The 20,399-nt window shown below is 60.9% G+C and carries 20 protein-coding genes; 13 read left to right on the top strand and 7 right to left on the bottom strand.

Annotated features, from left to right (window positions below):
• Window positions 1-145: 145 nt before the first annotated feature.
• From ACOQOQ_RS00335 to ACOQOQ_RS00320, 4 genes are all read left to right on the top strand, one after another.
• Window positions 146-286: a hypothetical protein gene (locus ACOQOQ_RS00335; RefSeq protein WP_420568180.1), complete on the top strand. Its 141-nt coding sequence runs from the start codon at window positions 146-148 to the stop codon at window positions 284-286.
• A 78-nt stretch (window positions 287-364) separates the two neighbouring features.
• Window positions 365-721 carry a hypothetical protein gene (locus ACOQOQ_RS00330; RefSeq protein ID WP_420568179.1) on the top strand — a complete coding sequence of 119 codons (357 nt, stop codon included), beginning with the start codon at window positions 365-367 and terminating at the stop codon, window positions 719-721.
• A gap of 390 nt (window positions 722-1,111) precedes the next feature.
• Complete coding sequence (locus ACOQOQ_RS00325) at window positions 1,112-3,160, top strand: acetyl-CoA carboxylase biotin carboxylase subunit (RefSeq protein ID WP_420568178.1); 2,049 nt, start codon at window positions 1,112-1,114, stop codon at window positions 3,158-3,160.
• A 3-nt stretch (window positions 3,161-3,163) separates the two neighbouring features.
• The gene (locus ACOQOQ_RS00320; RefSeq protein ID WP_420568177.1) at window positions 3,164-3,682 is read left to right on the top strand and encodes a hypothetical protein; all 519 of its coding nucleotides are present in this window, start codon (window positions 3,164-3,166) and stop codon (window positions 3,680-3,682) included.
• A 7-nt stretch (window positions 3,683-3,689) separates the two neighbouring features.
• Here the strand turns inward: ACOQOQ_RS00320 and ACOQOQ_RS00315 are convergent, their stop codons facing one another.
• Window positions 3,690-4,136: a DUF4174 domain-containing protein gene (locus ACOQOQ_RS00315; protein ID WP_420568176.1), complete on the bottom strand. Its 447-nt coding sequence runs from the start codon at window positions 4,134-4,136 to the stop codon at window positions 3,690-3,692.
• Window positions 4,137-4,288: 152 nt separating this feature from the next.
• Between ACOQOQ_RS00315 and scpA the strand changes: the two genes are divergently transcribed.
• Complete coding sequence (gene scpA / locus ACOQOQ_RS00310) at window positions 4,289-6,418, top strand: methylmalonyl-CoA mutase (protein ID WP_420568175.1); 2,130 nt, start codon at window positions 4,289-4,291, stop codon at window positions 6,416-6,418.
• Window positions 6,419-6,500: 82 nt separating this feature from the next.
• On the opposite strand, the gene ACOQOQ_RS00305 is transcribed toward scpA, so the two are convergent.
• Together ACOQOQ_RS00305 and ACOQOQ_RS00300 are read right to left on the bottom strand one after the other, a co-directional pair.
• On the bottom strand, window positions 6,501-7,148 hold the full coding sequence (locus tag ACOQOQ_RS00305; RefSeq protein ID WP_420568174.1) for a phage tail protein: 648 nt from the start codon (window positions 7,146-7,148) through the stop codon (window positions 6,501-6,503).
• Between the two features lie 54 nt (window positions 7,149-7,202).
• The gene (locus ACOQOQ_RS00300; protein ID WP_420568173.1) at window positions 7,203-7,847 is read right to left on the bottom strand and encodes a phage tail protein; all 645 of its coding nucleotides are present in this window, start codon (window positions 7,845-7,847) and stop codon (window positions 7,203-7,205) included.
• A 427-nt stretch (window positions 7,848-8,274) separates the two neighbouring features.
• Here ACOQOQ_RS00300 and ACOQOQ_RS00295 point away from each other — a divergent pair, with 427 nt between their 5' ends.
• The 5 genes from ACOQOQ_RS00295 (at window position 8,275) to ACOQOQ_RS00275 (ending at window position 11,546) form a co-directional block, all read left to right on the top strand.
• On the top strand, window positions 8,275-8,886 hold the full coding sequence (locus ACOQOQ_RS00295; protein WP_420568172.1) for a VOC family protein: 612 nt from the start codon (window positions 8,275-8,277) through the stop codon (window positions 8,884-8,886).
• Window positions 8,883-9,371, top strand: coding sequence for a GNAT family N-acetyltransferase (locus ACOQOQ_RS00290; RefSeq protein ID WP_420568171.1), 489 nt, complete (start codon window positions 8,883-8,885; stop codon window positions 9,369-9,371). Before ACOQOQ_RS00295 ends, ACOQOQ_RS00290 begins: the two co-directional genes overlap by 4 nt.
• A gap of 57 nt (window positions 9,372-9,428) precedes the next feature.
• Window positions 9,429-10,109, top strand: a complete 681-nt coding sequence (locus ACOQOQ_RS00285; RefSeq protein WP_420568170.1) for a TerB family tellurite resistance protein — start codon at window positions 9,429-9,431, stop codon at window positions 10,107-10,109.
• Window positions 10,109-11,131 (top strand): endonuclease/exonuclease/phosphatase family protein, encoded by a 1,023-nt coding sequence (locus ACOQOQ_RS00280; protein WP_420568169.1) that lies wholly within the window; start codon window positions 10,109-10,111, stop codon window positions 11,129-11,131. The genes ACOQOQ_RS00285 and ACOQOQ_RS00280 overlap by 1 nt, the downstream gene beginning before the upstream one ends.
• A gap of 67 nt (window positions 11,132-11,198) precedes the next feature.
• Window positions 11,199-11,546, top strand: coding sequence for a hypothetical protein (locus ACOQOQ_RS00275; protein ID WP_420568168.1), 348 nt, complete (start codon window positions 11,199-11,201; stop codon window positions 11,544-11,546).
• Here the strand turns inward: ACOQOQ_RS00275 and ACOQOQ_RS00270 are convergent, their stop codons facing one another.
• The 4 genes from ACOQOQ_RS00270 to ACOQOQ_RS00255 form a co-directional block, all read right to left on the bottom strand.
• Window positions 11,547-13,091 carry a Ppx/GppA family phosphatase gene (locus tag ACOQOQ_RS00270; protein WP_420568167.1) on the bottom strand — a complete coding sequence of 515 codons (1,545 nt, stop codon included), beginning with the start codon at window positions 13,089-13,091 and terminating at the stop codon, window positions 11,547-11,549.
• Window positions 13,092-13,143: 52 nt separating this feature from the next.
• Window positions 13,144-15,318 carry an RNA degradosome polyphosphate kinase gene (locus ACOQOQ_RS00265; protein WP_420568166.1) on the bottom strand — a complete coding sequence of 725 codons (2,175 nt, stop codon included), beginning with the start codon at window positions 15,316-15,318 and terminating at the stop codon, window positions 13,144-13,146.
• 104 nt (window positions 15,319-15,422) lie between these two features.
• Window positions 15,423-16,094 carry a chromosomal replication initiator DnaA gene (locus tag ACOQOQ_RS00260; protein WP_420568165.1) on the bottom strand — a complete coding sequence of 224 codons (672 nt, stop codon included), beginning with the start codon at window positions 16,092-16,094 and terminating at the stop codon, window positions 15,423-15,425.
• A complete protein-coding gene (locus ACOQOQ_RS00255; RefSeq protein WP_420568164.1) occupies window positions 16,094-17,170 on the bottom strand; it encodes an AI-2E family transporter in 1,077 nt (358 codons plus the stop codon). The genes ACOQOQ_RS00260 and ACOQOQ_RS00255 overlap by 1 nt, the downstream gene beginning before the upstream one ends.
• 142 nt (window positions 17,171-17,312) lie before the next feature.
• Here ACOQOQ_RS00255 and ACOQOQ_RS00250 point away from each other — a divergent pair, with 142 nt between their 5' ends.
• The 3 genes from ACOQOQ_RS00250 to ACOQOQ_RS00240 all read left to right on the top strand — a co-directional run bounded on the left by ACOQOQ_RS00250 (window position 17,313) and on the right by ACOQOQ_RS00240 (window position 20,359).
• Window positions 17,313-18,107 carry a helix-turn-helix transcriptional regulator gene (locus ACOQOQ_RS00250; RefSeq protein WP_420568163.1) on the top strand — a complete coding sequence of 265 codons (795 nt, stop codon included), beginning with the start codon at window positions 17,313-17,315 and terminating at the stop codon, window positions 18,105-18,107.
• Between the two features lie 281 nt (window positions 18,108-18,388).
• A complete protein-coding gene (gene proS, locus ACOQOQ_RS00245) occupies window positions 18,389-19,741 on the top strand; it encodes a proline--tRNA ligase (RefSeq protein ID WP_420568162.1) in 1,353 nt (450 codons plus the stop codon).
• Window positions 19,742-19,849: 108 nt separating this feature from the next.
• Window positions 19,850-20,359 carry a DUF2937 family protein gene (locus ACOQOQ_RS00240; RefSeq protein WP_420568161.1) on the top strand — a complete coding sequence of 170 codons (510 nt, stop codon included), beginning with the start codon at window positions 19,850-19,852 and terminating at the stop codon, window positions 20,357-20,359.
• The last annotated feature ends 40 nt before the right edge of the window (window positions 20,360-20,399 follow it).

The raw sequence follows: 20,399 nt of genomic DNA, 5'->3' as shown, positions 1-20,399 counted from the left end.
AAACCCGTGCTGGCCTGCGCGGGCGATACCTATTTGCAGCCAAATCGGCTATGCTTCGCTCCGGTGGCACCTGTGCCGCCCGTAAATCATGCATGAGGCAGTCGGGGGACCAAACCCCCGCGCACCAAGATTACAGGAGTAGCAAATGTCGAAGAAATTCCAGATCGTCGTGGCCCTTTGCGCCGCGTCCTTCCTGGCTGCTTGCGCACAGCCGCAAGAAGAGTTCGTGGTCGTCGAACCCGAGCCCATCAGCGCAGAACCAGTCTTTACCGGCAAATACAAATAAGGGCCTGTCCCTGACGCAAACAGGCTGGGCCTCTGCGCCCGGCCTGATTCGCCTCGGTTCCGGCCTGGGAGAGACCCCATGCTGAAGCACCGAGGATTCCCTGGGCGCATGCCCAGCACCGATTTTCAGTTCACCATCCGCCGCGCCAATCCCAAAGGCGTGACCCCGCTGACCAAGCGCGAACGTTTTCGCGACCGTCGCCCCGCCGACCGGCGCGCGGACGTGGCCTTTATGGCGGCGTTGTGGCAGCACTTCGGGGACCAGCCATTCGAGCGTGGCAACCTGGATGCAGGCCGCCTGAGCTGGCTTTTTGGCCGCGAAGTCCTCCCCGCAGAAGAGCCCTTTGACCCGGCAAGCTATGACGCGATGCTGGTCATCGACGAGGCCGTCGCCCGCGCCTCGTTCCCCGAGGCTTTTGAAGAAGTCGAATGGTGATCGGCATGTTTTCGCGCAACCCTAAGAAGATTGAGCGGGAAGCGGCCCAAATGGGCGCGCGAACGCTTGGCCGCTTGGAAGTGCGTGGCGATTACCCCAACGTGGAACGTGTAGTGGAGACCCGAGATGAGCGGGTTCGGACGATTTGTCTTTACCGTTACCCTTCCCCTGTTGGGCGGCGCAGCCATAATTTGGCTTGCCCGCCCGTCTTTTTTGGTGCCCCGTGCACCATCCCCCACAGTTTTCGCCGACCCTTGCCCGCGCAAGGCCGGCCGGCTGCCCGTCAGCCCAACCAGACCCAGATCCCCGCAGCGGTGCGCCGCCGGATCGGGGATTTCACTGCCATTGCCCCTTGGACACAAACGGGGCCAAGACCGGAAGGGACGATAAATGTTCAATAAGATCCTGATTGCAAACCGGGGCGAGATCGCTTGCCGGGTGATCAAGACCGCCCGGAAGATGGGTATCAAAACCGTAGCCATCTACTCGGACGCAGATAAACAGGCGCTGCATGTGCAGATGGCCGACGAGGCTGTGCATATCGGCCCGCCGCCCGCCAACCAGTCCTATATCGTGATCGACAAGGTGATGGACGCGATCAAGCAATCGGGCGCCGAGGCCGTGCATCCGGGCTATGGCTTCTTGTCGGAAAACAGCAAGTTCGCCGAGGCCCTGGAAGACGCCGGTGTTGCCTTTGTTGGCCCGCCCAAGGGTGCGATCGTGTCGATGGGTGACAAGATCACCTCGAAGAAGATCGCCCAAGAGGCCAACGTCAGCACCGTGCCCGGTTACATGGGCCTGATCGAAGATGCCGAAGAGGCCGTGAAAATCTCGAATGAGATCGGCTATCCGGTGATGATCAAAGCCTCGGCCGGTGGCGGCGGTAAGGGCATGCGGATCGCCTGGAACGATGACGAATGCCGCGAAGGGTTCCAGTCGTCCAAGAACGAAGCCGCGAACTCGTTCGGCGATGACCGTATCTTTATCGAGAAATTCGTGACCCAGCCCCGTCACATCGAAATTCAGGTTCTGTGCGACGCCCATGGCAATGGTGTGTACCTGGGCGAGCGCGAATGCTCGATCCAGCGCCGGAACCAGAAAGTTGTCGAAGAGGCCCCCAGCCCCTTCCTGGACGAAGCCACGCGTAAGGCGATGGGCGAACAGGCCGTCGCACTGGCGCAGGCCGTTGGCTACACCAGCGCAGGCACCGTGGAATTCATCGTCGATGGTCAGAAAAACTTCTACTTCCTGGAAATGAACACGCGTCTGCAGGTGGAACACCCTGTGACCGAGCTGATCACCGGTGTTGACCTTGTGGAACAGATGATCCGCGTCGCCAATGGCGAGCCGCTGAGCATTACTCAGGACGACGTGCAGCTGAACGGCTGGGCCATCGAGAACCGCGTTTACGCCGAAGATCCCTATCGGAACTTCCTGCCCTCGATCGGGCGTCTGACCCGCTATCGCCCCCCGGCCGAGGTGGCCGCTGGCCCGATGCAGATCAACGGCAAATGGGCCGATGATGCCACCGAAGGCGCCACCGCAGTGCGGAACGATACCGGCGTCTATGAAGGCGGCGAGATCAGCATGTACTATGACCCGATGATCGCCAAACTGTGTACCTGGGCGCCCACCCGCGACCAGGCGATCGAGGCGATGCGCAACGCGCTGGACAGCTTCGAGCTGGAAGGCATCGGCCACAATCTGCCCTTTGTCAGCGCAGTGATGGATCACCCGATCTTTATCGCAGGTGACATGACCACCGCCTTCATCGAAGAACAGTATCCCGAAGGGTTCGAGGGCGTTGAACTGCCCGAGGACACCCTGCGCAAGATCGCAGCCTCGGCCGCCGCAATGCACCGCGTTGCCGAAATCCGCCGCACCCGTGTGTCGGGCCGGATGGACAACCACGAACGCCACGTAGGCTCGGACTGGGTTGTGTCGCTGCAGGACAAGGAATTCCCGGTCAGCATCGACGCGGATCAGGCTGGCTCGACCGTCAGCTTTGCCGATGGTACCGCGCTTCGTGTTTCCAGCGACTGGACCCCGGGCGACAGCCTGGCCACCATCGCCCTGGGCGAGGATGACGGCCTGGTGCTGAAAGTGGACAAGATCACCCAAGGGTTCCGCATCCGCAGCCGTGGCGCAGATCTGAAGGTCCGCGTGCGCAGCCCGCGTCAGGCCGAACTGGCCCAGCTGATGCCGGAAAAACTGCCGCCCGATACCTCGAAAATGCTGCTGTGCCCGATGCCGGGTCTGGTGGTGAAAATCGACGTCGAGGTTGGCGACGAAGTCCAAGAGGGCCAGGCCCTGTGCACCATCGAAGCGATGAAGATGGAAAACATCCTGCGCGCCGAGAAGAAGGGCACCGTCTCCAAGATCAACGCTGGCGCGGGCGACAGCCTGGCCGTCGACGAAGTGATCATGGAGTTCGAATAACCCATGGCCATGGCGCAGCCCATCCCCCTGTCCATACTGGCCGGAGCCTTGGCTCTGGCCACCTTGGCGGGCTGCGCTCAGGACAAAGAAACAGACGTGCGCGCCCAGGTCGACAAATGGGTCGATATTGGCGCCACGTTGCACTTTGCATCACAATTTGGCTGCACGGCGGGCGTGTTCGAGCTTGCCTCGGCCGAGGTGAAATCCACTGCGCCCCACGCCGTCACCATCCGCGAGGGGCTGAGCCTGCTTAAGCAGGTTGGCACGGCCAGTTTTCAGACACCGGACCTGAGCCCGTCTGACATCTCGGCTCAAATCAACTCGATGGATATGAGCGTTGGCAACGCCGTTCTAGCCTCGGGGCTGGGCGCGCGCGATTGTCTGAAGGATGATTGGCGGGCTGCCTATCTGACGGCTTTGCAGGCCAAGGGCGGCATCCTGATTTTCCAGCGCGACGGCAATACGCTGGCGATCGTCGACAGGGCGGCACAGCGGGTTTATTTTTCGCGGGGGGATGTGTGATGCACCCCTATTCCTTGCCCAGGTCGACCTTGATCTCTTGCTGCCGCGATGGCCATTTGTCGATGGACCGCGTGATCTCGCGGACGGTCCAGGGGGCAGGTTTGCGCAGCTTTACGTCGCCGTCCTTGTCGATCAGCGCCAGCATGAAGCCGCGCGGGCGCAACGCCTGGCGCAGCGGGGATTTGCCGCGCGGATCGGTATCGATCAAAACGACCACGTCGCGTTCCAGCAAGCCGGGAATGTCCGCTTCAAGGAACCGCATCTGTTCGTCGAAACGCGGATCGGCCTTGGCGTCGGCAAACACCACGATGGGCCGCGCGGTCCACTGGAACTGGTCCAGCGTGACCTCGGCATCCTCGATGACTGTCAGCGTGGGCGTATCGGGTACGACCTCTTCGGCCAGCGCGGGCGCGGCCAAAAGCAAAGTGATTCCAAACAGTAAACGCGTCAGCATGGGCCCTCCTGTTCTCAATGATATAGGAAGCCTTGCGCCGATTGCGACCACAAAACACACCAAATTCATCCCCGGCCATCTGGGTGGGGCAGACACGGCACTAACAGCCAGAATGACCGCCCAAGGGGCGGAAGCGAAAGAAGGACACGCTCATGACCAATACGAAGGACGAGTGGCGTAAGCTTGCCGAGAAAGAACTGCGCGGCCGGCCGCTGGACGATCTGACCTGGGACACGCTGGAGGGCATCCCCGTCCAGCCGCTGTACACCGCCGAGGACACCGCAGATCTGCCCCATATGGGCGGGTTGCCGGGCTTTGGCCCGTTCACGCGCGGGGTGAAGGCCACCATGTACGCGGGCCGTCCCTGGACGATCCGCCAGTATGCTGGATTCTCGACCGCCGAGGAATCCAACGCTTTCTACCGCCGCAACTTGGCCGCTGGTCAGCAGGGCGTTTCGGTTGCGTTCGACCTGGCCACGCACCGCGGCTATGACTCGGATCACCCGCGCGTTGTGGGCGATGTGGGTAAGGCCGGTGTGGCCATCGACAGCGTCGAGGATATGAAGGTTCTGTTCGACGGCATCCCGCTGGACAAGGTCTCGGTTTCGATGACCATGAACGGCGCGGTGATCCCGATCCTGGCGAACTTCATCGTCACGGGTGAAGAGCAGGGCCACGACAAATCGCTTCTGGCGGGGACCATTCAGAATGACATTCTGAAGGAATTCATGGTGCGGAACACCTATATCTATCCGCCCGAACCCTCGATGCGGATTATCTCGGATATCATCGAGTACACCTCGAATGAGATGCCGAAATTCAACTCGATCTCGATCTCGGGCTACCACATGCAAGAGGCCGGGGCGAACCTAGTGCAGGAACTGGCCTACACGCTGGCCGATGGTCGTGAATACGTCCGCGCCGCGATGGAGGCAGGCATGGACGTGGACAAGTTCGCAGGCCGCCTGTCGTTCTTCTTTGCGATCGGTATGAACTTCTTCATGGAGTCCGCCAAGCTGCGCGCCGCGCGTCTGCTGTGGCACCGTGTGATGACCGAGTTTGGCGCTCAGAACGACCGTTCGAAAATGCTGCGGACCCACTGTCAGACCTCGGGCGTTTCGTTGCAGGAACAGGATCCCTATAACAACGTGATCCGTACTGCATACGAGGCGATGTCGGCGGTTCTGGGCGGCACCCAGTCGCTGCACACCAACGCGCTGGACGAAGCCATCGCGCTGCCCACCGATTTCAGCGCACGGATCGCGCGGAACACCCAGCTGATCCTGCAAGAAGAAACCGGCGTGACCAACGTGGTCGATCCGCTGGCGGGCTCGTATTACGTCGAAAGCCTGACCGCCGAGCTGGCCGAGAAAGCCTGGGCCCTGATGCAGGAAGTCGAGGAAATGGGCGGCATGACCAAGGCCGTCGCCAGCGGCATGCCCAAGCTGCGGATCGAAGAATCCGCCGCCAAGCGACAGGCGATGATCGACCGCGGCGAAGAGGTGATCGTCGGCGTCAACAAGTACCGCAAGGACAAGGAAGACCCTATCGACATTCTGGACGTGGACAATGTCGCCGTCCGTGTCAGCCAGATCGAACGTCTTGAGAAGATGCGCGCGACGCGCGACGAGGACGCCTGTCAGGCCGCCCTGGCCGAGCTGACTCGCCGCGCCAAAGAGGGAGGCAACCTGCTTGAGGCCGCTGTGGAGGCAGCGCGCGCTCGGGCATCTGTCGGGGAAATCAGCATGGCAATGGAAGAAGAATTCGGCCGCCACCGCGCCGAAGTGAAGACATTGGCCGGTGTCTATGGCGCCGCTTATGAAGGGGACGAAGGCTTTGCTCAGATTCAGGCGGACGTGGACTCCTTTGCCGAAGCCGAAGGCCGCCGCCCGCGTATGCTGGTGGTGAAAATGGGTCAGGACGGGCACGACCGCGGCGCCAAGGTGATCGCAACCGCCTTTGCCGATATCGGCTTTGACGTGGACGTCGGCCCGCTGTTCCAAACCCCGGACGAGGCCGCGCAGGACGCCGTTGATAACGACGTGCACGTGGTCGGCATCAGTTCGCAGGCGGCGGGTCACAAGACCCTGGCGCCCCAGCTGATCCAGGCCCTGAAAGACAAGGACGCCGGCGACATCATCGTCATCTGCGGCGGTGTGATCCCGCAGCAGGACTATGAGTTCCTGCAGAACGCGGGCGTGAAGGCGATCTTTGGCCCCGGCACCAACATCCCCGAGGCCGCACGCGACATCCTGCGTCTGATCGGCGAAGCACGCGCCTGATCTGCAAGTTCAGTCCTGAAGAAAGAACCGGGGGCCAATTGGCCCCCGGTTTTTCGTGAGAAAGGTACGTTTCGGCGCGGTTTTACGGGCGCGACGGGTAGAGCCCATAAAGCGCGATGCAGACCGTTGTTGCCAGATACGGATCACGGATATTAAAGGGCTGACCGCCGCCCGTATTCGCGATCATGCGCGGATCCATCTGCACATTCGGGGCCTGGTCGGAATAGATATAGATGTCCTCGGCGGGGTTGGTCGGGTCGTTATAGCTGGGGCTGCCCAGGAAATCGTTGCCCGGTCCCAAGCGATCTGCAAAGCCGTTTGCGCCGTTGTTCGCGTTAACCATGTGGTTGTGCGAGGGCATCTCGGTCACGGACATGGTATGCGATTCAACGCCGCCACGCTGGCCAAGTCTGATATTGCTCAGGCCAGGGCCGGTTCCCTCGTGGACCATCGAACGGCCGCGCAGATCGGGCAGCGCAAAGGTGGTGCGTCCATCGCCGCCGTAAATTGTCCCAATAAGCGAGAACAGTGCGGTGTTGCTTGAGATCGCCAATAGTTGACCATCGGCAGCAGCCCAGTTGCGCGGGCAGAAGTTGCCGCCAAAAACCATGAGTTGGCCGATAAATGGTTCGGATTGCGCCTTGGCCTGTTGTGGCGTGGCGGTCAACGTTGCAGAGATTGCCAGAGTGGCCGCTGCCATCAGGTTAGTGAGTTTGAAGAATTTCTTCATAGATGTGTTCCTTGAAATAGCGTCGTGAGGTCCAGTGATTGCCAAGTCGCGCAGTTACGAGCGCGACGGGAAAATACCTTCGAGCGCAACGCAAACGGTCAGCGCCAGATACGGATCACGGATGTTAAAGGACAGCCCGCCGCCTGTATTCGCGATCATGCGCGGATCCATTTGCTGGTTCGGGGCCTGGTCGGAATAGATATAGATGTCCTCGGCGGGGTTGGTCGGGTCGTTATAGCTGGGGCTGCCCAGGAAATCGTTGCCCGGTCCCAAGCGATCTGCAAAGCCGTTTGCGCCGTTGTTCGCGTTAACCATGTGGTTGTGCGAGGGCATCTCGGTCACGGACATGGTATGCGTTTCAGTGCCGCCACGCTGACCAATTGAATAGGGGCTCAGGCCAGCGCCGGTTCCCTGGTGGACTATCGAACGGCCGCGCAGATCGGGCAGCGCAAACGTGGTGCGCCCATCGCCGCCGTAATAGGTGCCATACAGCGAGAACAACGCTTGGTTCGAGTTGATCGCCAACAGCGTACCATCCGCTGCGGCCCAGCCGCGCGGGCAGAAGGTAAAGCCGAAAACGCTGATTTGCCCTATAAAAGGTTCGGATTGCGCTTGTGCTTGATTAGGTGTCGAAATGACCGCCGCGCCAAGCGCCAGAACGGCAGCGGCAACGGTTTTGGTCAATTTAAAAGCCTTCATTTTGGTGTCCCCATATAATGACTAAGTAATGACTAAACTTTTCGGTTGTTTTGGCTACGGGCGGAAAATGGCTTGGAAAAACCTGAAAACGGATCCGCCCAGCAGCGATCAAAACACGCCGAACTGTGTAAAAAGCCTTAACAGAAAACCATAGGATGTGAGCAAAGTCTACTATTTGATCAAGTATTTGGCTTTCGCGGTGGGGTTGGGGGAGGACTGCCTAAGATAAGGATTTTATTGCTATTAAGTAGAAAATCATGCCTTCGGCGCGTCTGATTTTGCTGCAAATCAGCTGTTCCGTTCTCGGGGTAAGGTATTTTTGGTTAACAGGGCCGCTGAAATGTCCTTTGGTGCCAGATATGGGGAAACTGCTTGGGATGGCGGTGAAGGCAGGGCAGGACGGCTGCTTTAAACGGGGGACAAATGCATGTTGGAACTGGATCATCTGGCGGTGGCAGCGCGGACATTGGAAGAGGGGCGGACCCATGTCGAAAACGCTTTGGGCGTCACTCTGCAACCGGGCGGGCGGCATGCGCGCTATGGCACGCATAACCTGCTGGCCGGGCTTGAGGATGGGCTGTACCTCGAGGTGATCTCGATCGACCCGGATGCGTCACCACCCGCAGAGCCGCGATGGTTCCGTCTGGATGAATTTGATGATGCGCCCTGTCTGCATAACTGGATTTGTCGCAGCGCGAACATGGCTGAGGATTTACCCCTGATGCCGGCGGGCTCGGGGGCGCCGGTTCAGCTGCAGCGCGGCGACCTGCGTTGGAAAATGGCGGTGCCACAGGATGGCCGGTTGCCCCATGATGACACCAGCCCCGCCTTGATCGAATGGCAAAGTCGTCACCCGGCGCCTGCGCTGACTCCCACGGGCGCGCGTCTTGTGCGGCTGACGATCAGCCATCCGCAGGCCAAGGCGTTGTCCGCCCAGCTGACCCCGGTGCTGCAGGACGCGCGGGTACGGTTCGAAGTCGCCCCAGAGCCCGGTTTGCAGGCCGAATTCAACGTGAACGGAAAGATACGCCGCCTATGAACATCCGTCCCGCCTCGGCGCTGGACGCGCCTGTAATTGCCGCGATCTGGAACCCGATCATTCGCGAAACCGAAGTGACGTTTAACTCGGAAGAAAAGACCGTTGACGGGCTGGCGCAGGACTTCGCAGCGAAAGAAGCTGCAGGCAAAGCCTTTTTAGTGGCCGAGCAGCAAGGCGATATCATGGGCTTTGCCACTTACGGTCAGTTTCGTGGCGGGCCGGGCTATGCCCACACGATGGAGCATACCGTGATCCTGGCGCCCTCTGCGCGGGGGCAGGGTGTCGGGCGTGCGTTGCTGACTGCGATCGAGGAACATGCCCGGAATGCGGGCGCCCATGTGATGATGGCTGGTGTCAGCGCCGAAAACCCCGCTGCAGTCGCCTTTCACGCGGCGCTTGGGTATCGCGAAATGGCCCGTCTGCCGCAGGTGGGGCGCAAATTCGGGCGCTGGATGGACCTTGTCCTGATGCAGAAAATGCTCTGACGCCGCATCTGGGAAATCCGTCATGACAGCGCCTTGCGCACAGGCTAGGGTACCGCCATGTCGATTTGGAACCGCATATCCGAGGCGCTCTCGGCTCTGACCAAGGGCGAAAGCCTGGCCAATGTATTTGAACGCCTGCGCACCCCGCCTGAACGCAGCGTGGCCTTTACCATTGCCGTGATCGCCCTGTCCGCCAAGATGGCCAAGGCTGACGGTCAGGTCACCCGCGATGAGGTCACCGCCATGCGCGAGGTTTTTCAGATCGCCCAGGAAGACGAGGCCGGCGCGGCCCGCGTGTTCAACCTGGCCCGTCAGGACGTCGCGGGTTTCGAGGACTACGCGCGCCGGATCAAGGCCATGTTCGGTACGCATAACGCCTGCTTTTGCGACCTGATGGAGGGGCTGTTCCACATCGCCATGGCCGACGGGGTATATCACCCGTCCGAGGATGCTTTCCTACAGCGCGTGGCCGATATTCTGGGCCTGCCCGAGGCCGAGTTCAGCGCCCTGCGCAGCCGCTTTGTGCCCGACGCTGCGCCTGATCCCTACTCGGTTCTGGGAGTGACGCCGGACATGGCGATGACCGAGATCCGCAAAGTGTGGAAACGCATGATCCGCGAGTCGCACCCCGATGCGATGATCGCCCGCGGTGTGCCCGAAGAGGCCGTGAAAATGGCTGAAAAACGCATGGTCGACATCAATCGCGCCTGGGAAGACATCCAAGAGGCCCGCGCCTGATGCGCATCGCCACCTATAACGTCGAATGGTTTAACAACCTGTTCGACGACCACGGAAATCTGCTGGCCGATGATCGTTGGTCCGGCCGCCAGGACGTTACGCGCATCCAACAGATCGAGGCTTTGGGCATCGTTTTCACCGCCTTGGATGCCGATATCGTCATGGTGATCGAGGCGCCCGACCAGAACGGCCGCCGCGGCACGGTGAGCGCGCTTGAGAATTTTGCCAAGACCTTTGACATTCGCGCCCGCAAGGCGGTGATCGGTTTTGAAAACGACACCCAGCAAGAGATCGCGCTGCTTTATGATCCGGACAAGGTGAGCGTCTGGCATGACCCGCTGGGCGATCCGACGGGCAAGAAAGGCTCGGTTCAGTGTCCCCGGTTTGACGGCGTCTTTCGCATCGATCTGGACGTGGATGATACCGAAGACCTGGTGCGTTTTTCCAAACCGCCGCTTGAGGTGGAGCTGAAAACCGACACGGGCTTCAACTTTCGCATGATCGGCGTGCATCTGAAATCCAAGGCTCCGCACGGGGCGCGTTCGCGCCAAGAGGCGATGAAGATCAGCATCGCCAATCGCCGCAAACAGCTTGCTCAGGCGATTTGGCTGCGTCGCCGGATCGAAGAACACCTGAAGGTCGGCGAGCCCCTGATCGTGCTGGGCGATCTGAACGACGGTCCCGGCCTGGACGAATACGAAGACCTTTTTGGCCGCTCCTCGGTCGAGATCGTGATGGGCGAGAAATCCCAGATGCAGCTGTATGATCCGCACGCCCAAATGGCGCTGCATCAAAGGATCGGCGCCCAGCCCAGCACTGCGCGGTTCTACATCCCCGCGCGCAAACGCTTCCTGCAGGCGCTGTTGGATTATATCTTCGTCTCGGACGATCTGCGCGGGGGCGAATGGCGTATCTGGCACCCGCATGATGACGCCGAATGCCTGGCCATGCCTGAACTGTGCGAGGCTCTTATCACCGCCTCGGATCATTTTCCGGTGACGCTGGATATCGATCTGCCTTAGGCGGAATTCAGCGGGCGGGGCTGAAACTGTCACGAAAGCCGCCTATATTGGCCTTATGAAACAGATTGTGCCCCCCATTGCTGTCCTGGCGTTGTGCGCCGCTCCTGCCTTGGCCGAGGATAAACCCGACGAAGGCCTTTCCCTGATGGAGGAAGGCGCCAAGCTGTTCTTCCGTGGAATCATGCAGGAAATGGAGCCCGCGATGGATGATTTGCGCGCCCTTTCCGACGCGATGGAACCCGCGATGCGCCAGTTCGTGCAGGAAATGGGACCGGCACTGGCGGATGTACTGAGAAAGGTCGATGACCTGACGATGTATCACCCGCCCGAGATGCTGCCCAACGGCGACATCATCATGCGCCGCAAACAGCCCAAAGAACCACCCGCGGCGGAAAACCCTGAAATCGAGCTTTAATCAGCCCTTTACCCGCACCTCGGTCGTGGCCTCAAGCGAACCGGCCAGGGATTGGAACCGCGCGGCGGCAACCTCGCCGAACAGGGGGGCTGCATCCGAAGTCAGCACAAGGGTCAGCTGCTTTTTCTTGGGCTGCCAGATGAGCTCGCCCATGGGTTTTTCATGGTGCAGCCACAGCATCGCGCCAAACCGCATCGCCTTGCCCAAAATCTCGGCCTGAAGTTGTTGCTTTTCGTCGATCAGGTGGAAAATCGGTTCGAACGAAGTGCCCGCCCGGTTGTTTTTATATCTGTGCAACAGGGCGAGGCCCAAAAACACCCGTTCCGAGTGCTTCAGCCCGCCCAGGTTGGCGCGGGTGGCGTTATCGAAACAGACCTCGGCGCGGTAATCGGGATGGGCGCGCCAGCTGACGTCATGCAGCAGGCAAGCGGCCTTGATCAGGCGTTTACGATCCAGCGGGGCGCCTTTGAAAAGCGGCTGGATAAAGTTGAACAGCGTAGATCCGAAGCCGGGGATGCGCGCATCCTTGTTTTCCGCGAAAAAGCACGCTTCGATCAGCGGATCCCGGTCGCGCAGTTTTTGCGGCATCTGTTCGTACAGCATGCCCTCGCGGATGCCATAGCTGGACACGGCAATATCATGCGGGCGGAAGGCTCGTACAACCTCGCGCAGCACCTCGGCGGCGAAGGGCACCAGTTCCATACGGTTCGAAGATACGCCGCAGCGCTGGCGCAGCTCGGTCGGGTCGTTTTCCTGGATGTGGCGAATGGTGGCGTCGATGGATTTCGCGCTCATTCGGTATTCGTGCAGCACGTGCAGGGGATACCCGCGCCGCTCCATGTCTATCCGGGCTATGGCGCGCCACGAGCCGCCCACAAGGAACAGGCGGTTGCGCTGTTCTCCCATGAATTCGGCCAGCTCGGTCACGGTGTCCTTGATGTATTGTTTGCGGGCTTTTTTCCCGCCGGGCAGGGAGCGCAGCTTTAGCGGCCCCAGCGCCGAGGTGATTCTTTTGCCGACAGAGCCGCCGCCGATCTCGGCCAGCTCCATTGACGAGCCGCCAATATCGCACACCAGCCCATAGGAGCCCGGCCAGCCCAGCAGCACGCCTTGGGCGGACAGGCGGGCCTCTTCTTCGCCATCGATGACGTGGATTTTCAGGCCGGTTTCACGTTCAATCTCGGCCACGAAATCAGCGCCGTCACTGGCATCGCGCACAGCAGCGGTAGCCACCGCAGTCAGAGGCTGGATGTTCAGCCCGTCCGAGAGTTTCTGAAAGCGGCGAATGGCTGACAGGGCGCGCCGGCGGCCTTCGGGGTTCAGGTGGCCGGTGTCAGACAGACCCTCGCCCAACGCACACATGATTTTTTCGTTGTAGAAATAGGCAGGGCTGCGGGCAGCCCCGTCGAACACCACCAAGCGCACCGAGTTCGATCCGACATCCACCACGCCCACGCGCGACAGCGCCTTGGCCGAGGGATCATTGAACAGGGGCCGACCAAATGGCCCCCAATCTTTGGCGGCGATGCGGGGGGTGTCGTCCATAAGAGCCTTCCTGTACTTCCAACCCGAGGATGCGTCAGGCGTAGCGGTTAGGTCAATCGTCAGTGTGCGTCAACTTAGGAACGTCCTTGGCCCCGGCGGATCCGCGCCCGGACAATGACGGGTATTCCATGAAGAACCGGTGGCAGTTGAAGGCGAACTCGCCTTCCTCCCACGTGGCGCGGTCAAAGCTGCCGTCTGGGTTCATCACCCAGCTTTGCGCCACGTCGGCCATGTTCGCGGCCATGATCTGGCTGACGATCTGTGCCTTTACAGTGGGGTTCAGGATTTCCACCAGGGTTTCAACGCGCCGGTTCAGGTTGCGGCCCATCCAGTCGGCCGAGCTGATATGCACCCGCGCTTTCTTGCTGGGCAGGCCGTAGCCGTTGCCGAAACAAACAATGCGCGAGTGTTCCAGATAGCGCCCCACGATGGATTTGACCCGGATGTTTTCCGACAGGCCTTTGATGCCCGGACGCAAGCCGCAGATACCGCGGATCACCAGGCTGATCTTCACGCCCGCCTGGCTGGCCTTGTACAGCCCGTCGATGATCTCGGGGTCGATCAGCGAGTTCATCTTGGCCCAGATTTCCGCGGGTTTGCCTGCACGGGCATGGGCGGCTTCGGCCTCGAACCCTTCAAGCAGGCGCTGCTTCAGACCGCTGGGCGAAATGGCCAGGTTCTCCAACCCCTCGGGTTCGACATAGCCGGACAGATAGTTGAACACCTTGGTCGCATCGCGCCCTAGTTCCGCATCGCAGGTAAAGAACGACAGGTCGGTATAAATCTTGGCCGTAATCGGGTGATAGTTGCCGGTGCCATAGTGGGTGTAAGTGACCAGCCGGTCGCCCTCGCGTCGGACCACGGTCGAGATTTTCGCGTGGGTTTTCCAATCCACGAACCCATACACAACATGCGCGCCCGAGCGTTCAAGCCGTCGCGACTGCCGGATGTTGGCGGCCTCGTCGAAACGGGCCTTCAGCTCGACCAGCGCGGTGACGGATTTGCCGTCCTCGGCGGCCTCGCACAGGGCCTCGACAATGGGGGATTTCTTCGAGGTCCGGTACAGCGTCTGCTTGATCGCCACCACGTCCGGATCGCGCGCGGCCTGTTGCAGGAACCGCACCACCATGTCGAAGGTTTCATAGGGGTGATGCAGCAGCATGTCCTTTTGCTTGATCGCCTCGAACATGTCACCATCGTGATCCTGCACCCGTTCGGGGACGCGCGGGGTAAAGCTGGGCCACAGCAGGTCGGGACGGGCGTCCAGCACCAGTTCCTTGACGTCCGCAATGCCGATCATGCCGTCGATTTCCACCATCTCGGCAGGGGTGACTTGCAGCTCTTCCATGATCACGGATTTCAACGCGTCGGGGGCCCCGGCCGAGATTTTCATCCGCACGACCTCGCCGCGGCGGCGGCGTTTCAGGGCGACCTCGAATTCACGGACCAAGTCTTCGGCTTCTTCTTCGACTTCCAGATCGCTGTCACGCAGCACGCGGAAGGTACACTGCCCCAGCATTTTGTAGCCGGGGAACATCTTGTCGATGAACAGAAGCAGCAGCTCTTCCAGCGGTACAAAGCGATGTCCGCCATCAATTTCGGGTAGTTCGATGAAGCGGTCGATCTGGTGCGGGATGGGCAGCAGGGCCATCAGCATCCGTTTGTCCCGGCGACGCTCCAGCTGCAGGGCAAGGCTGAAGCCGGTGTTGGGGATGAACGGGAAGGGGTGCGCAGGGTCCACGGCCAGCGGGGACAGAACCGGGAACACGTTGTTCAGGAAGATGTCCTGAAGAAAGGGTTTTTCGTCCTCGGGGATGTCGTCGCGGGTCAGGATCTCGATCTTCTCGGCAGCCATTTCCTTGCGCAGCTCATCAAAGACACGCTGTTGGGCCTGCATCAGGCGGCGGGCGTCTTCGTCGATCAGCACCAGCTGTTCGGCCGGGGTCAGGCCGTCCTGGGCGGGGGTGTGGTTGCCTGCATGGGCCAGCTCTCGCAGGCCGGCGACGCGCACGGTGTAAAACTCGTCCAGGTTGGTGGCCGAGATCGATACGAAGCGCAGTCGCTCCAGCAGGGGCACGCGGTTGTTTTCGGCCTCTTCTAGCACCCGCCAGTTAAAGCCAAGCCAGCTAAGCTCGCGGTTGTGGAAACGGCCCGGGCCAGTGATGTCCAGATCGGGAATCTCGATGGGGTCGGCGAACGGGGCCTTAAGGAAATCTGCTTGTGTCATGCGCGGCTTATGCTTTTTTCTTGTGACGCGGGAATGACAATAAATTTGCGCCTCTGGGCCGGGAATGTCCAGAGCGTGCAGCCTGACTGAGCGGGTATGCCGCGTCAGTCTGAGGTCTTCATCACCTCGATCGCAAGGCTGCGGTTGACGGGGCGTTTTTGGTCCAGCGCGGCGCGGTCGATACGGGCGACCAGATCCCCCGCTGCATCAAAACTGCGATCCATGTGCGAGACCATATAGGCGATGGTTTCAGGCGAAGGCATAAGTTGGCGATCGGCGAACATCTTGGCCACCAGCGCGGTCAAAAGCTGGTCGTCGGGTTGTTCCAGCGTGACCGATTGCGTGCCCTGCATGCGTGACAGCAGATCAGGCAGGGTCAGCCCCCATGTCAGCACGGGCTTGTCGGCAGTCACCAGCAGATGGTGCCCCTCGGCCAGGACCATGTTGTGCAGATGAAACAGGGCCTCTTCGGCGGCGCGATCACCAGCGATGACGGGCACGTCCTCGACCGCGACGGGGGTTTGTGCCAAAGCGGGGATGTCAGCGCCGGGCAGGTCTTGCGCGCGTATGATCTGCGCCCCGCTGGCGGCCGCCCAGACATGCGCCAGATGGGTTTTGCCGGCGCCCGCAGGGCCGATCAGCGCCAGTTTGCGCCCCGCCCATTGGGTCCAGTTTTCGATCATCACCACGGCCATGGCATTGGCAGGCGAGACGAAAAACGCCTCGCGGCCCAGTGCCGGGCGCACGGGCAGATCAAAGCTGAGTTGCGTGGTCATCAGTCGTCTGCCTTGTCCGCCGGCTGCTCAAGGCCCCGATACAGGCGGCTGTCTTTGTAATTGTCTATCAAGAAGCGTGCGACCACACCCAGCGCCGCGGCCACCGGCACCGCAACCAGCATCCCGACAAAGCCGAACAGCGTGCCGAAAACCGACAGCGCAAAGATCAGCCACACCGGGTGCAGCCCGACCGAGCTGCCGACAAGCTTTGGAGTCAGCACGTTGCCCTCGATTACCTGGCCCAGCACGAAAATGCCCGCGACCAACCCCAGCGAGACCCACTCGCCCCAGAACTGGAACAGGCCCAGCCCGATGGCCAGCGCGCCGCCGACAAAGGCGCCAACGTAGGGAATAAAGGTCAGCGCACCCGCGATAAAGCCCACGACCAGCCCGAATTGCAGCCCCACCAGCATCAGCGTGACCGCGTAATAGGTGCCCAGCACAAGGCAGACCGTGCCCATGCCGCGGATGAAGCTGGCCAGCGTGGTGTCGATTTCTCCGGCCAGGCGACGGATCACGGGGGCATGATCGCGGGGCAGCATGTCGTCGATCTTGGCGACCATGTTATCCCAGTCATACAGTAAATAGAACGCCACCACGGGCACGATCACCAAAAGCATCACCACGTTGATGATCGACATGGCCGAGGTGAAAATCGCCTGCAGCAACTCTCCGCCCTTGTCCTGGATGGTGTCGCCCACGGTCTGCAGCGATTTGTGCAGGGTCGAGCTGCTGTCCAGAAGGTCGGGGAAACGGGTGGTCAAAAAGGCCCTCAGGTCCTCGAACGCTTTGGGGATGACTTCGAACAGGGCCAGCGATTGTTCGATCAAAGACGGCACGACCAGCAGCACCAGCAGGACGAAAACGAACACCGCCACGATCGTTATAATCGCCGTGGCCAACGCCCGCGAGGCGCCCATCTTTTCCAGACGGTCCGCGATCGGATCCAGGAAATAGGCCACCGCGCCGCCCAGCACGAAGGGCAGGATCACATCGCCCAGATACCATAGAACAATCAAAAAGACCGCGGTGGCGATCCCCCAATATTTAACCTGGTCCCTGACGGGCAGTGCCATGAGCGCTCCTGTTGTTTTGTGCTCATTATGTCGGGGTTCTGCACTGTCTGTGCAAGTCTAAACTGGGCTGAACGCGTCGACATTTCGCCGATTGGGGCCTATTCTGCGTCGTCAGGAAGTTTGTGTGCAAAAGAGTATGTCTATGAGTTTGCCTCATCTTAGCGAGGAAAGAACGATCGACGCGATCAACGCGATCGCAGCAGCCGAGACCGTGGATTCCGTCTGGGATCTGATGGTGCGCGCGCTGACGGATTTCGGGTTCGAAAGGATGAACTATGGCTATACGCGCTATCGCCTTGGCGTCAGCATCGGCCCGCCTGAGGATGCGTTTTTCCTGTCTACCCATTCGCTGGAACGGGTGATCGAGTTTCACAAGTCCGGGCTTTACCTGCGCTCTGCTGATTTCAGGTGGGTGCGGGAAAACGTCGGCGCCTGCCCGTGGGACTGGACCAGCCGGGAACGCGCCGCTGGCCGCCTGTCCGAGGCCGAGTGCAAGGCCATGGACGAGCTGGGCACCGCGCGCCGCAGGGCTGGCTATTCCATCAGCTTTCCGGTGGGGGTGCCGCGGTCCAAAGGGGCGTTGGCAATGGGAGCCCCCAAGGGTGTCACCCAGGCGCAGGTGGATCGGCATTGGCAAAAGTACGGCGCCCGGATTTCGGCCATTGCCAGCATGGGGCATGGCCGTCTGTCGCAACTGCCGCTTGATATCCCCGGCATGACACTGACAGGCCGTCAGCGCGAAATCCTGGAATGGGTCGCAGACGGAAAATCCCTGCAGGACGTCTGCATTCTGACCGGCCTGTCACTTAGCACCGTGGAAAAATACATGCGCCGCGCGCGGGACGAGCTGGGGGTGGAAACCACCGCCCAAGCCGTGGCGAAGGTGTCGTTTTTCAACCAGCTGTATGTTTCGGAAACACCGGGCTCCTGTGGTTAGCCCCAAGGCTGCATCGCAATTGCGGAAATCCGCACTGTCGCCCGAAGGCTGTAACAGAGATATCCAGACTTGTTCCGTGAGTGGCCCGCTTGTTCACGCAGCGTTCAGCGGGTGGAATGGCGGCCCGTCCCCATCTGGCCGTGATCCCTTAGGGGAAGGGCGGGGCAATTACGCCCCGTCCGTACTCTGCCCCGAACACACCGCAAGCGGCGGCGTCTTGTCTAAGCGGTGATCCTTCACTAAACCCCTAGCAAACCGCCATATCCCAAAGGGGCCATTTCATGCGTCTGTCGCGCTATTTCCTGCCTGTCCTGAAAGAGAACCCGTCCGAGGCTCAGATCGTCAGCCACCGTCTGATGCTGCGCGCGGGCATGATCAAGCAACAGTCCGCCGGGATCTATTCCTGGCTGCCCATGGGCTTCAAGGTGCTGCGCAAGCTGGAAAACATCGTGCACGAGGAACAGGTCCGCGCTGGCCACATCCCGATGCTGATGCCGACCCTGCAGGGCGCTGACCTGTGGCGCGAATCCGGTCGCTATGACGATTATGGCGAGGAAATGCTGCGTATCACCGACCGTCACGGCCGCGATATGCTGTACGGCCCCACCAACGAGGAAATGATCACCGACATTTTCCGCAGCCACGTGGGCAGCTACAAGGACCTGCCCAAGACGCTCTATCACATCCAGTGGAAATTCCGCGACGAGATCCGCCCCCGGTTCGGCGTGATGCGCGGCCGCGAGTTCCTGATGAAGGATGGCTATAACTTCGACCTGACCAAAGAAGACGCGCTGCACGCTTATAATCGTCACCTCGTCAGCTATCTGCGCACCTATGAACGCATGGGGCTGCAAGCGATCCCGATGCGCGCCGATGGCGGCCCGATTGGTGGCGATTACACCCATGAATTCCTGGTACTGGCCGAAACCGGCGAATCCGAGGTCTTCTATGACAGCGCCGTAACCGACCTGAGTTTCGGCGATCGTGACATCGACTATGATGACGTGGTCCAGTGCCAATCGATCCTGGAAGAATTCACCACCAAATACGCCCGTACCGACGAAACCCATGACGAGGCGCTGTTTAACGAGGTCCCCGAGGAACGCCGCCGTACCGCCCGCGGTATCGAGGTTGGCCAGATCTTCTATTTCGGCACCAAATACTCGGAACCCATGGGCGCGACCGTTCAGGGCCCCGACGGCAAGCCCGTCCCCGTACACATGGGCAGCCACGGCATCGGTGTTTCCCGCCTGATCGGTGCGATCATCGAGGCCAGCCATGACGACAACGGCATCATCTGGCCCGAAGGCGTGACTCCCTTCCATGTGGGCATCGTGAACCTCAAACAAGGCGACGCCGAGGCCGACGCCGCCTGTGATGCGCTCTACAGCAGCTTCACCGCCCTTGGTCTGGAGCCGCTCTATGACGACCGCAAGGAACGCGCAGGGGGCAAATTCGCCACGATGGACCTGATTGGCCTGCCTTGGCGCATCACGGTTGGTCCGCGCGGCCTGAAAAACGGCGTCGTCGAAGTGACCTGCCGCCGCACAGGCACCTCCGAAGAGCTGCCGCCCGAACAGGCCGTCGAGAAGATCGCCAAAATCTATGCCGGCCACATGGTGCGCGGCCTGTAATCTGGCCCGCCAAGCTTGCCTGACAGCAAACCCGCCCCCACGGCCACGCGCCGCTGGGGGCGGTTTCGTTTCAGTGCTATACTGTTCAAAACAACAAGGGGGCCGAGCATGATCCTCAGGGCACTGACATTGGCCGGCGGGCTTTTTAGCGCGGGGATAGCCTCGCAATTTCCCGAGTTTTCTCAGCAGTATACACAGCGGTTAGGCGGGGCCGTGGATGCGTTGAGCGTGGTCGTGCAAGATTTCGATGCATCGGCCCAGGCCACCGGGCTGACCCGTGATCAGGCGCTGGAGCAGATGGTAGGATCTGACTTCGTTGAGCGTCGCCGCCAGGACATGAGGCGTGTTTTCACCCGTCATGCGCAGCTTTCGGCCGATCTGCAGGCGCTGCAGAACGCGGGGCCGTTCATGCGCGCCTATCACGCCACCCGGCTGAATGACACCCAGGTCGCCGCGCGTACATGGCAGGCGTATCAACCCGCGATCCCCACCAACTTTGCCGGGGCCACATTTGGCGGTCTGGGTTTTCTGGCCGGGCTGATTGCTATTTCTGCCGGAATGGCGATCCTGCGCTTGCCGATGCGCCTGCTGCGCCGTGGGAAACCACAGGCCGCTTGACCTTGGCGCGCCTGTCGCCCAGTTAGGGATCAACCAACGC

The organism is Thalassovita sp., from assembly GCF_965218685.1.
In the GTDB taxonomy this organism is placed as follows: Bacteria; Pseudomonadota; Alphaproteobacteria; order Rhodobacterales; family Rhodobacteraceae; genus Thalassobius.
Note: the sequence above shows the minus strand (reverse complement) of the source record. Positions and strands in the feature narration are given on the sequence as shown.

What these genes read in the sequence shown, in the direction of transcription:
- ACOQOQ_RS00270 (WP_420568167.1), bottom strand. Translation starts at nt 13,091, where the DNA reads ATGGACGACACCCCCCGCATCGCCGCCAAAGATTGGGGGCCATTTGGT.
- ACOQOQ_RS00250 (WP_420568163.1), top strand. Translation starts at nt 17,313, where the DNA reads ATGAGTTTGCCTCATCTTAGCGAGGAAAGAACGATCGACGCGATCAAC.
- ACOQOQ_RS00305 (WP_420568174.1), bottom strand. Translation starts at nt 7,148, where the DNA reads ATGAAGAAATTCTTCAAACTCACTAACCTGATGGCAGCGGCCACTCTG.
- ACOQOQ_RS00295 (WP_420568172.1), top strand. Translation starts at nt 8,275, where the DNA reads ATGTTGGAACTGGATCATCTGGCGGTGGCAGCGCGGACATTGGAAGAG.
- ACOQOQ_RS00280 (WP_420568169.1), top strand. Translation starts at nt 10,109, where the DNA reads ATGCGCATCGCCACCTATAACGTCGAATGGTTTAACAACCTGTTCGAC.
- ACOQOQ_RS00290 (WP_420568171.1), top strand. Translation starts at nt 8,883, where the DNA reads ATGAACATCCGTCCCGCCTCGGCGCTGGACGCGCCTGTAATTGCCGCG.
- ACOQOQ_RS00285 (WP_420568170.1), top strand. Translation starts at nt 9,429, where the DNA reads ATGTCGATTTGGAACCGCATATCCGAGGCGCTCTCGGCTCTGACCAAG.
- scpA (WP_420568175.1), top strand. Translation starts at nt 4,289, where the DNA reads ATGACCAATACGAAGGACGAGTGGCGTAAGCTTGCCGAGAAAGAACTG.
- ACOQOQ_RS00240 (WP_420568161.1), top strand. Translation starts at nt 19,850, where the DNA reads ATGATCCTCAGGGCACTGACATTGGCCGGCGGGCTTTTTAGCGCGGGG.
- ACOQOQ_RS00265 (WP_420568166.1), bottom strand. Translation starts at nt 15,318, where the DNA reads ATGACACAAGCAGATTTCCTTAAGGCCCCGTTCGCCGACCCCATCGAG.
- ACOQOQ_RS00300 (WP_420568173.1), bottom strand. Translation starts at nt 7,847, where the DNA reads ATGAAGGCTTTTAAATTGACCAAAACCGTTGCCGCTGCCGTTCTGGCG.
- ACOQOQ_RS00325 (WP_420568178.1), top strand. Translation starts at nt 1,112, where the DNA reads ATGTTCAATAAGATCCTGATTGCAAACCGGGGCGAGATCGCTTGCCGG.
- proS (WP_420568162.1), top strand. Translation starts at nt 18,389, where the DNA reads ATGCGTCTGTCGCGCTATTTCCTGCCTGTCCTGAAAGAGAACCCGTCC.
- ACOQOQ_RS00255 (WP_420568164.1), bottom strand. Translation starts at nt 17,170, where the DNA reads ATGGCACTGCCCGTCAGGGACCAGGTTAAATATTGGGGGATCGCCACC.
- ACOQOQ_RS00320 (WP_420568177.1), top strand. Translation starts at nt 3,164, where the DNA reads ATGGCCATGGCGCAGCCCATCCCCCTGTCCATACTGGCCGGAGCCTTG.
- ACOQOQ_RS00315 (WP_420568176.1), bottom strand. Translation starts at nt 4,136, where the DNA reads ATGCTGACGCGTTTACTGTTTGGAATCACTTTGCTTTTGGCCGCGCCC.
- ACOQOQ_RS00330 (WP_420568179.1), top strand. Translation starts at nt 365, where the DNA reads ATGCTGAAGCACCGAGGATTCCCTGGGCGCATGCCCAGCACCGATTTT.
- ACOQOQ_RS00260 (WP_420568165.1), bottom strand. Translation starts at nt 16,094, where the DNA reads ATGACCACGCAACTCAGCTTTGATCTGCCCGTGCGCCCGGCACTGGGC.
- ACOQOQ_RS00335 (WP_420568180.1), top strand. Translation starts at nt 146, where the DNA reads ATGTCGAAGAAATTCCAGATCGTCGTGGCCCTTTGCGCCGCGTCCTTC.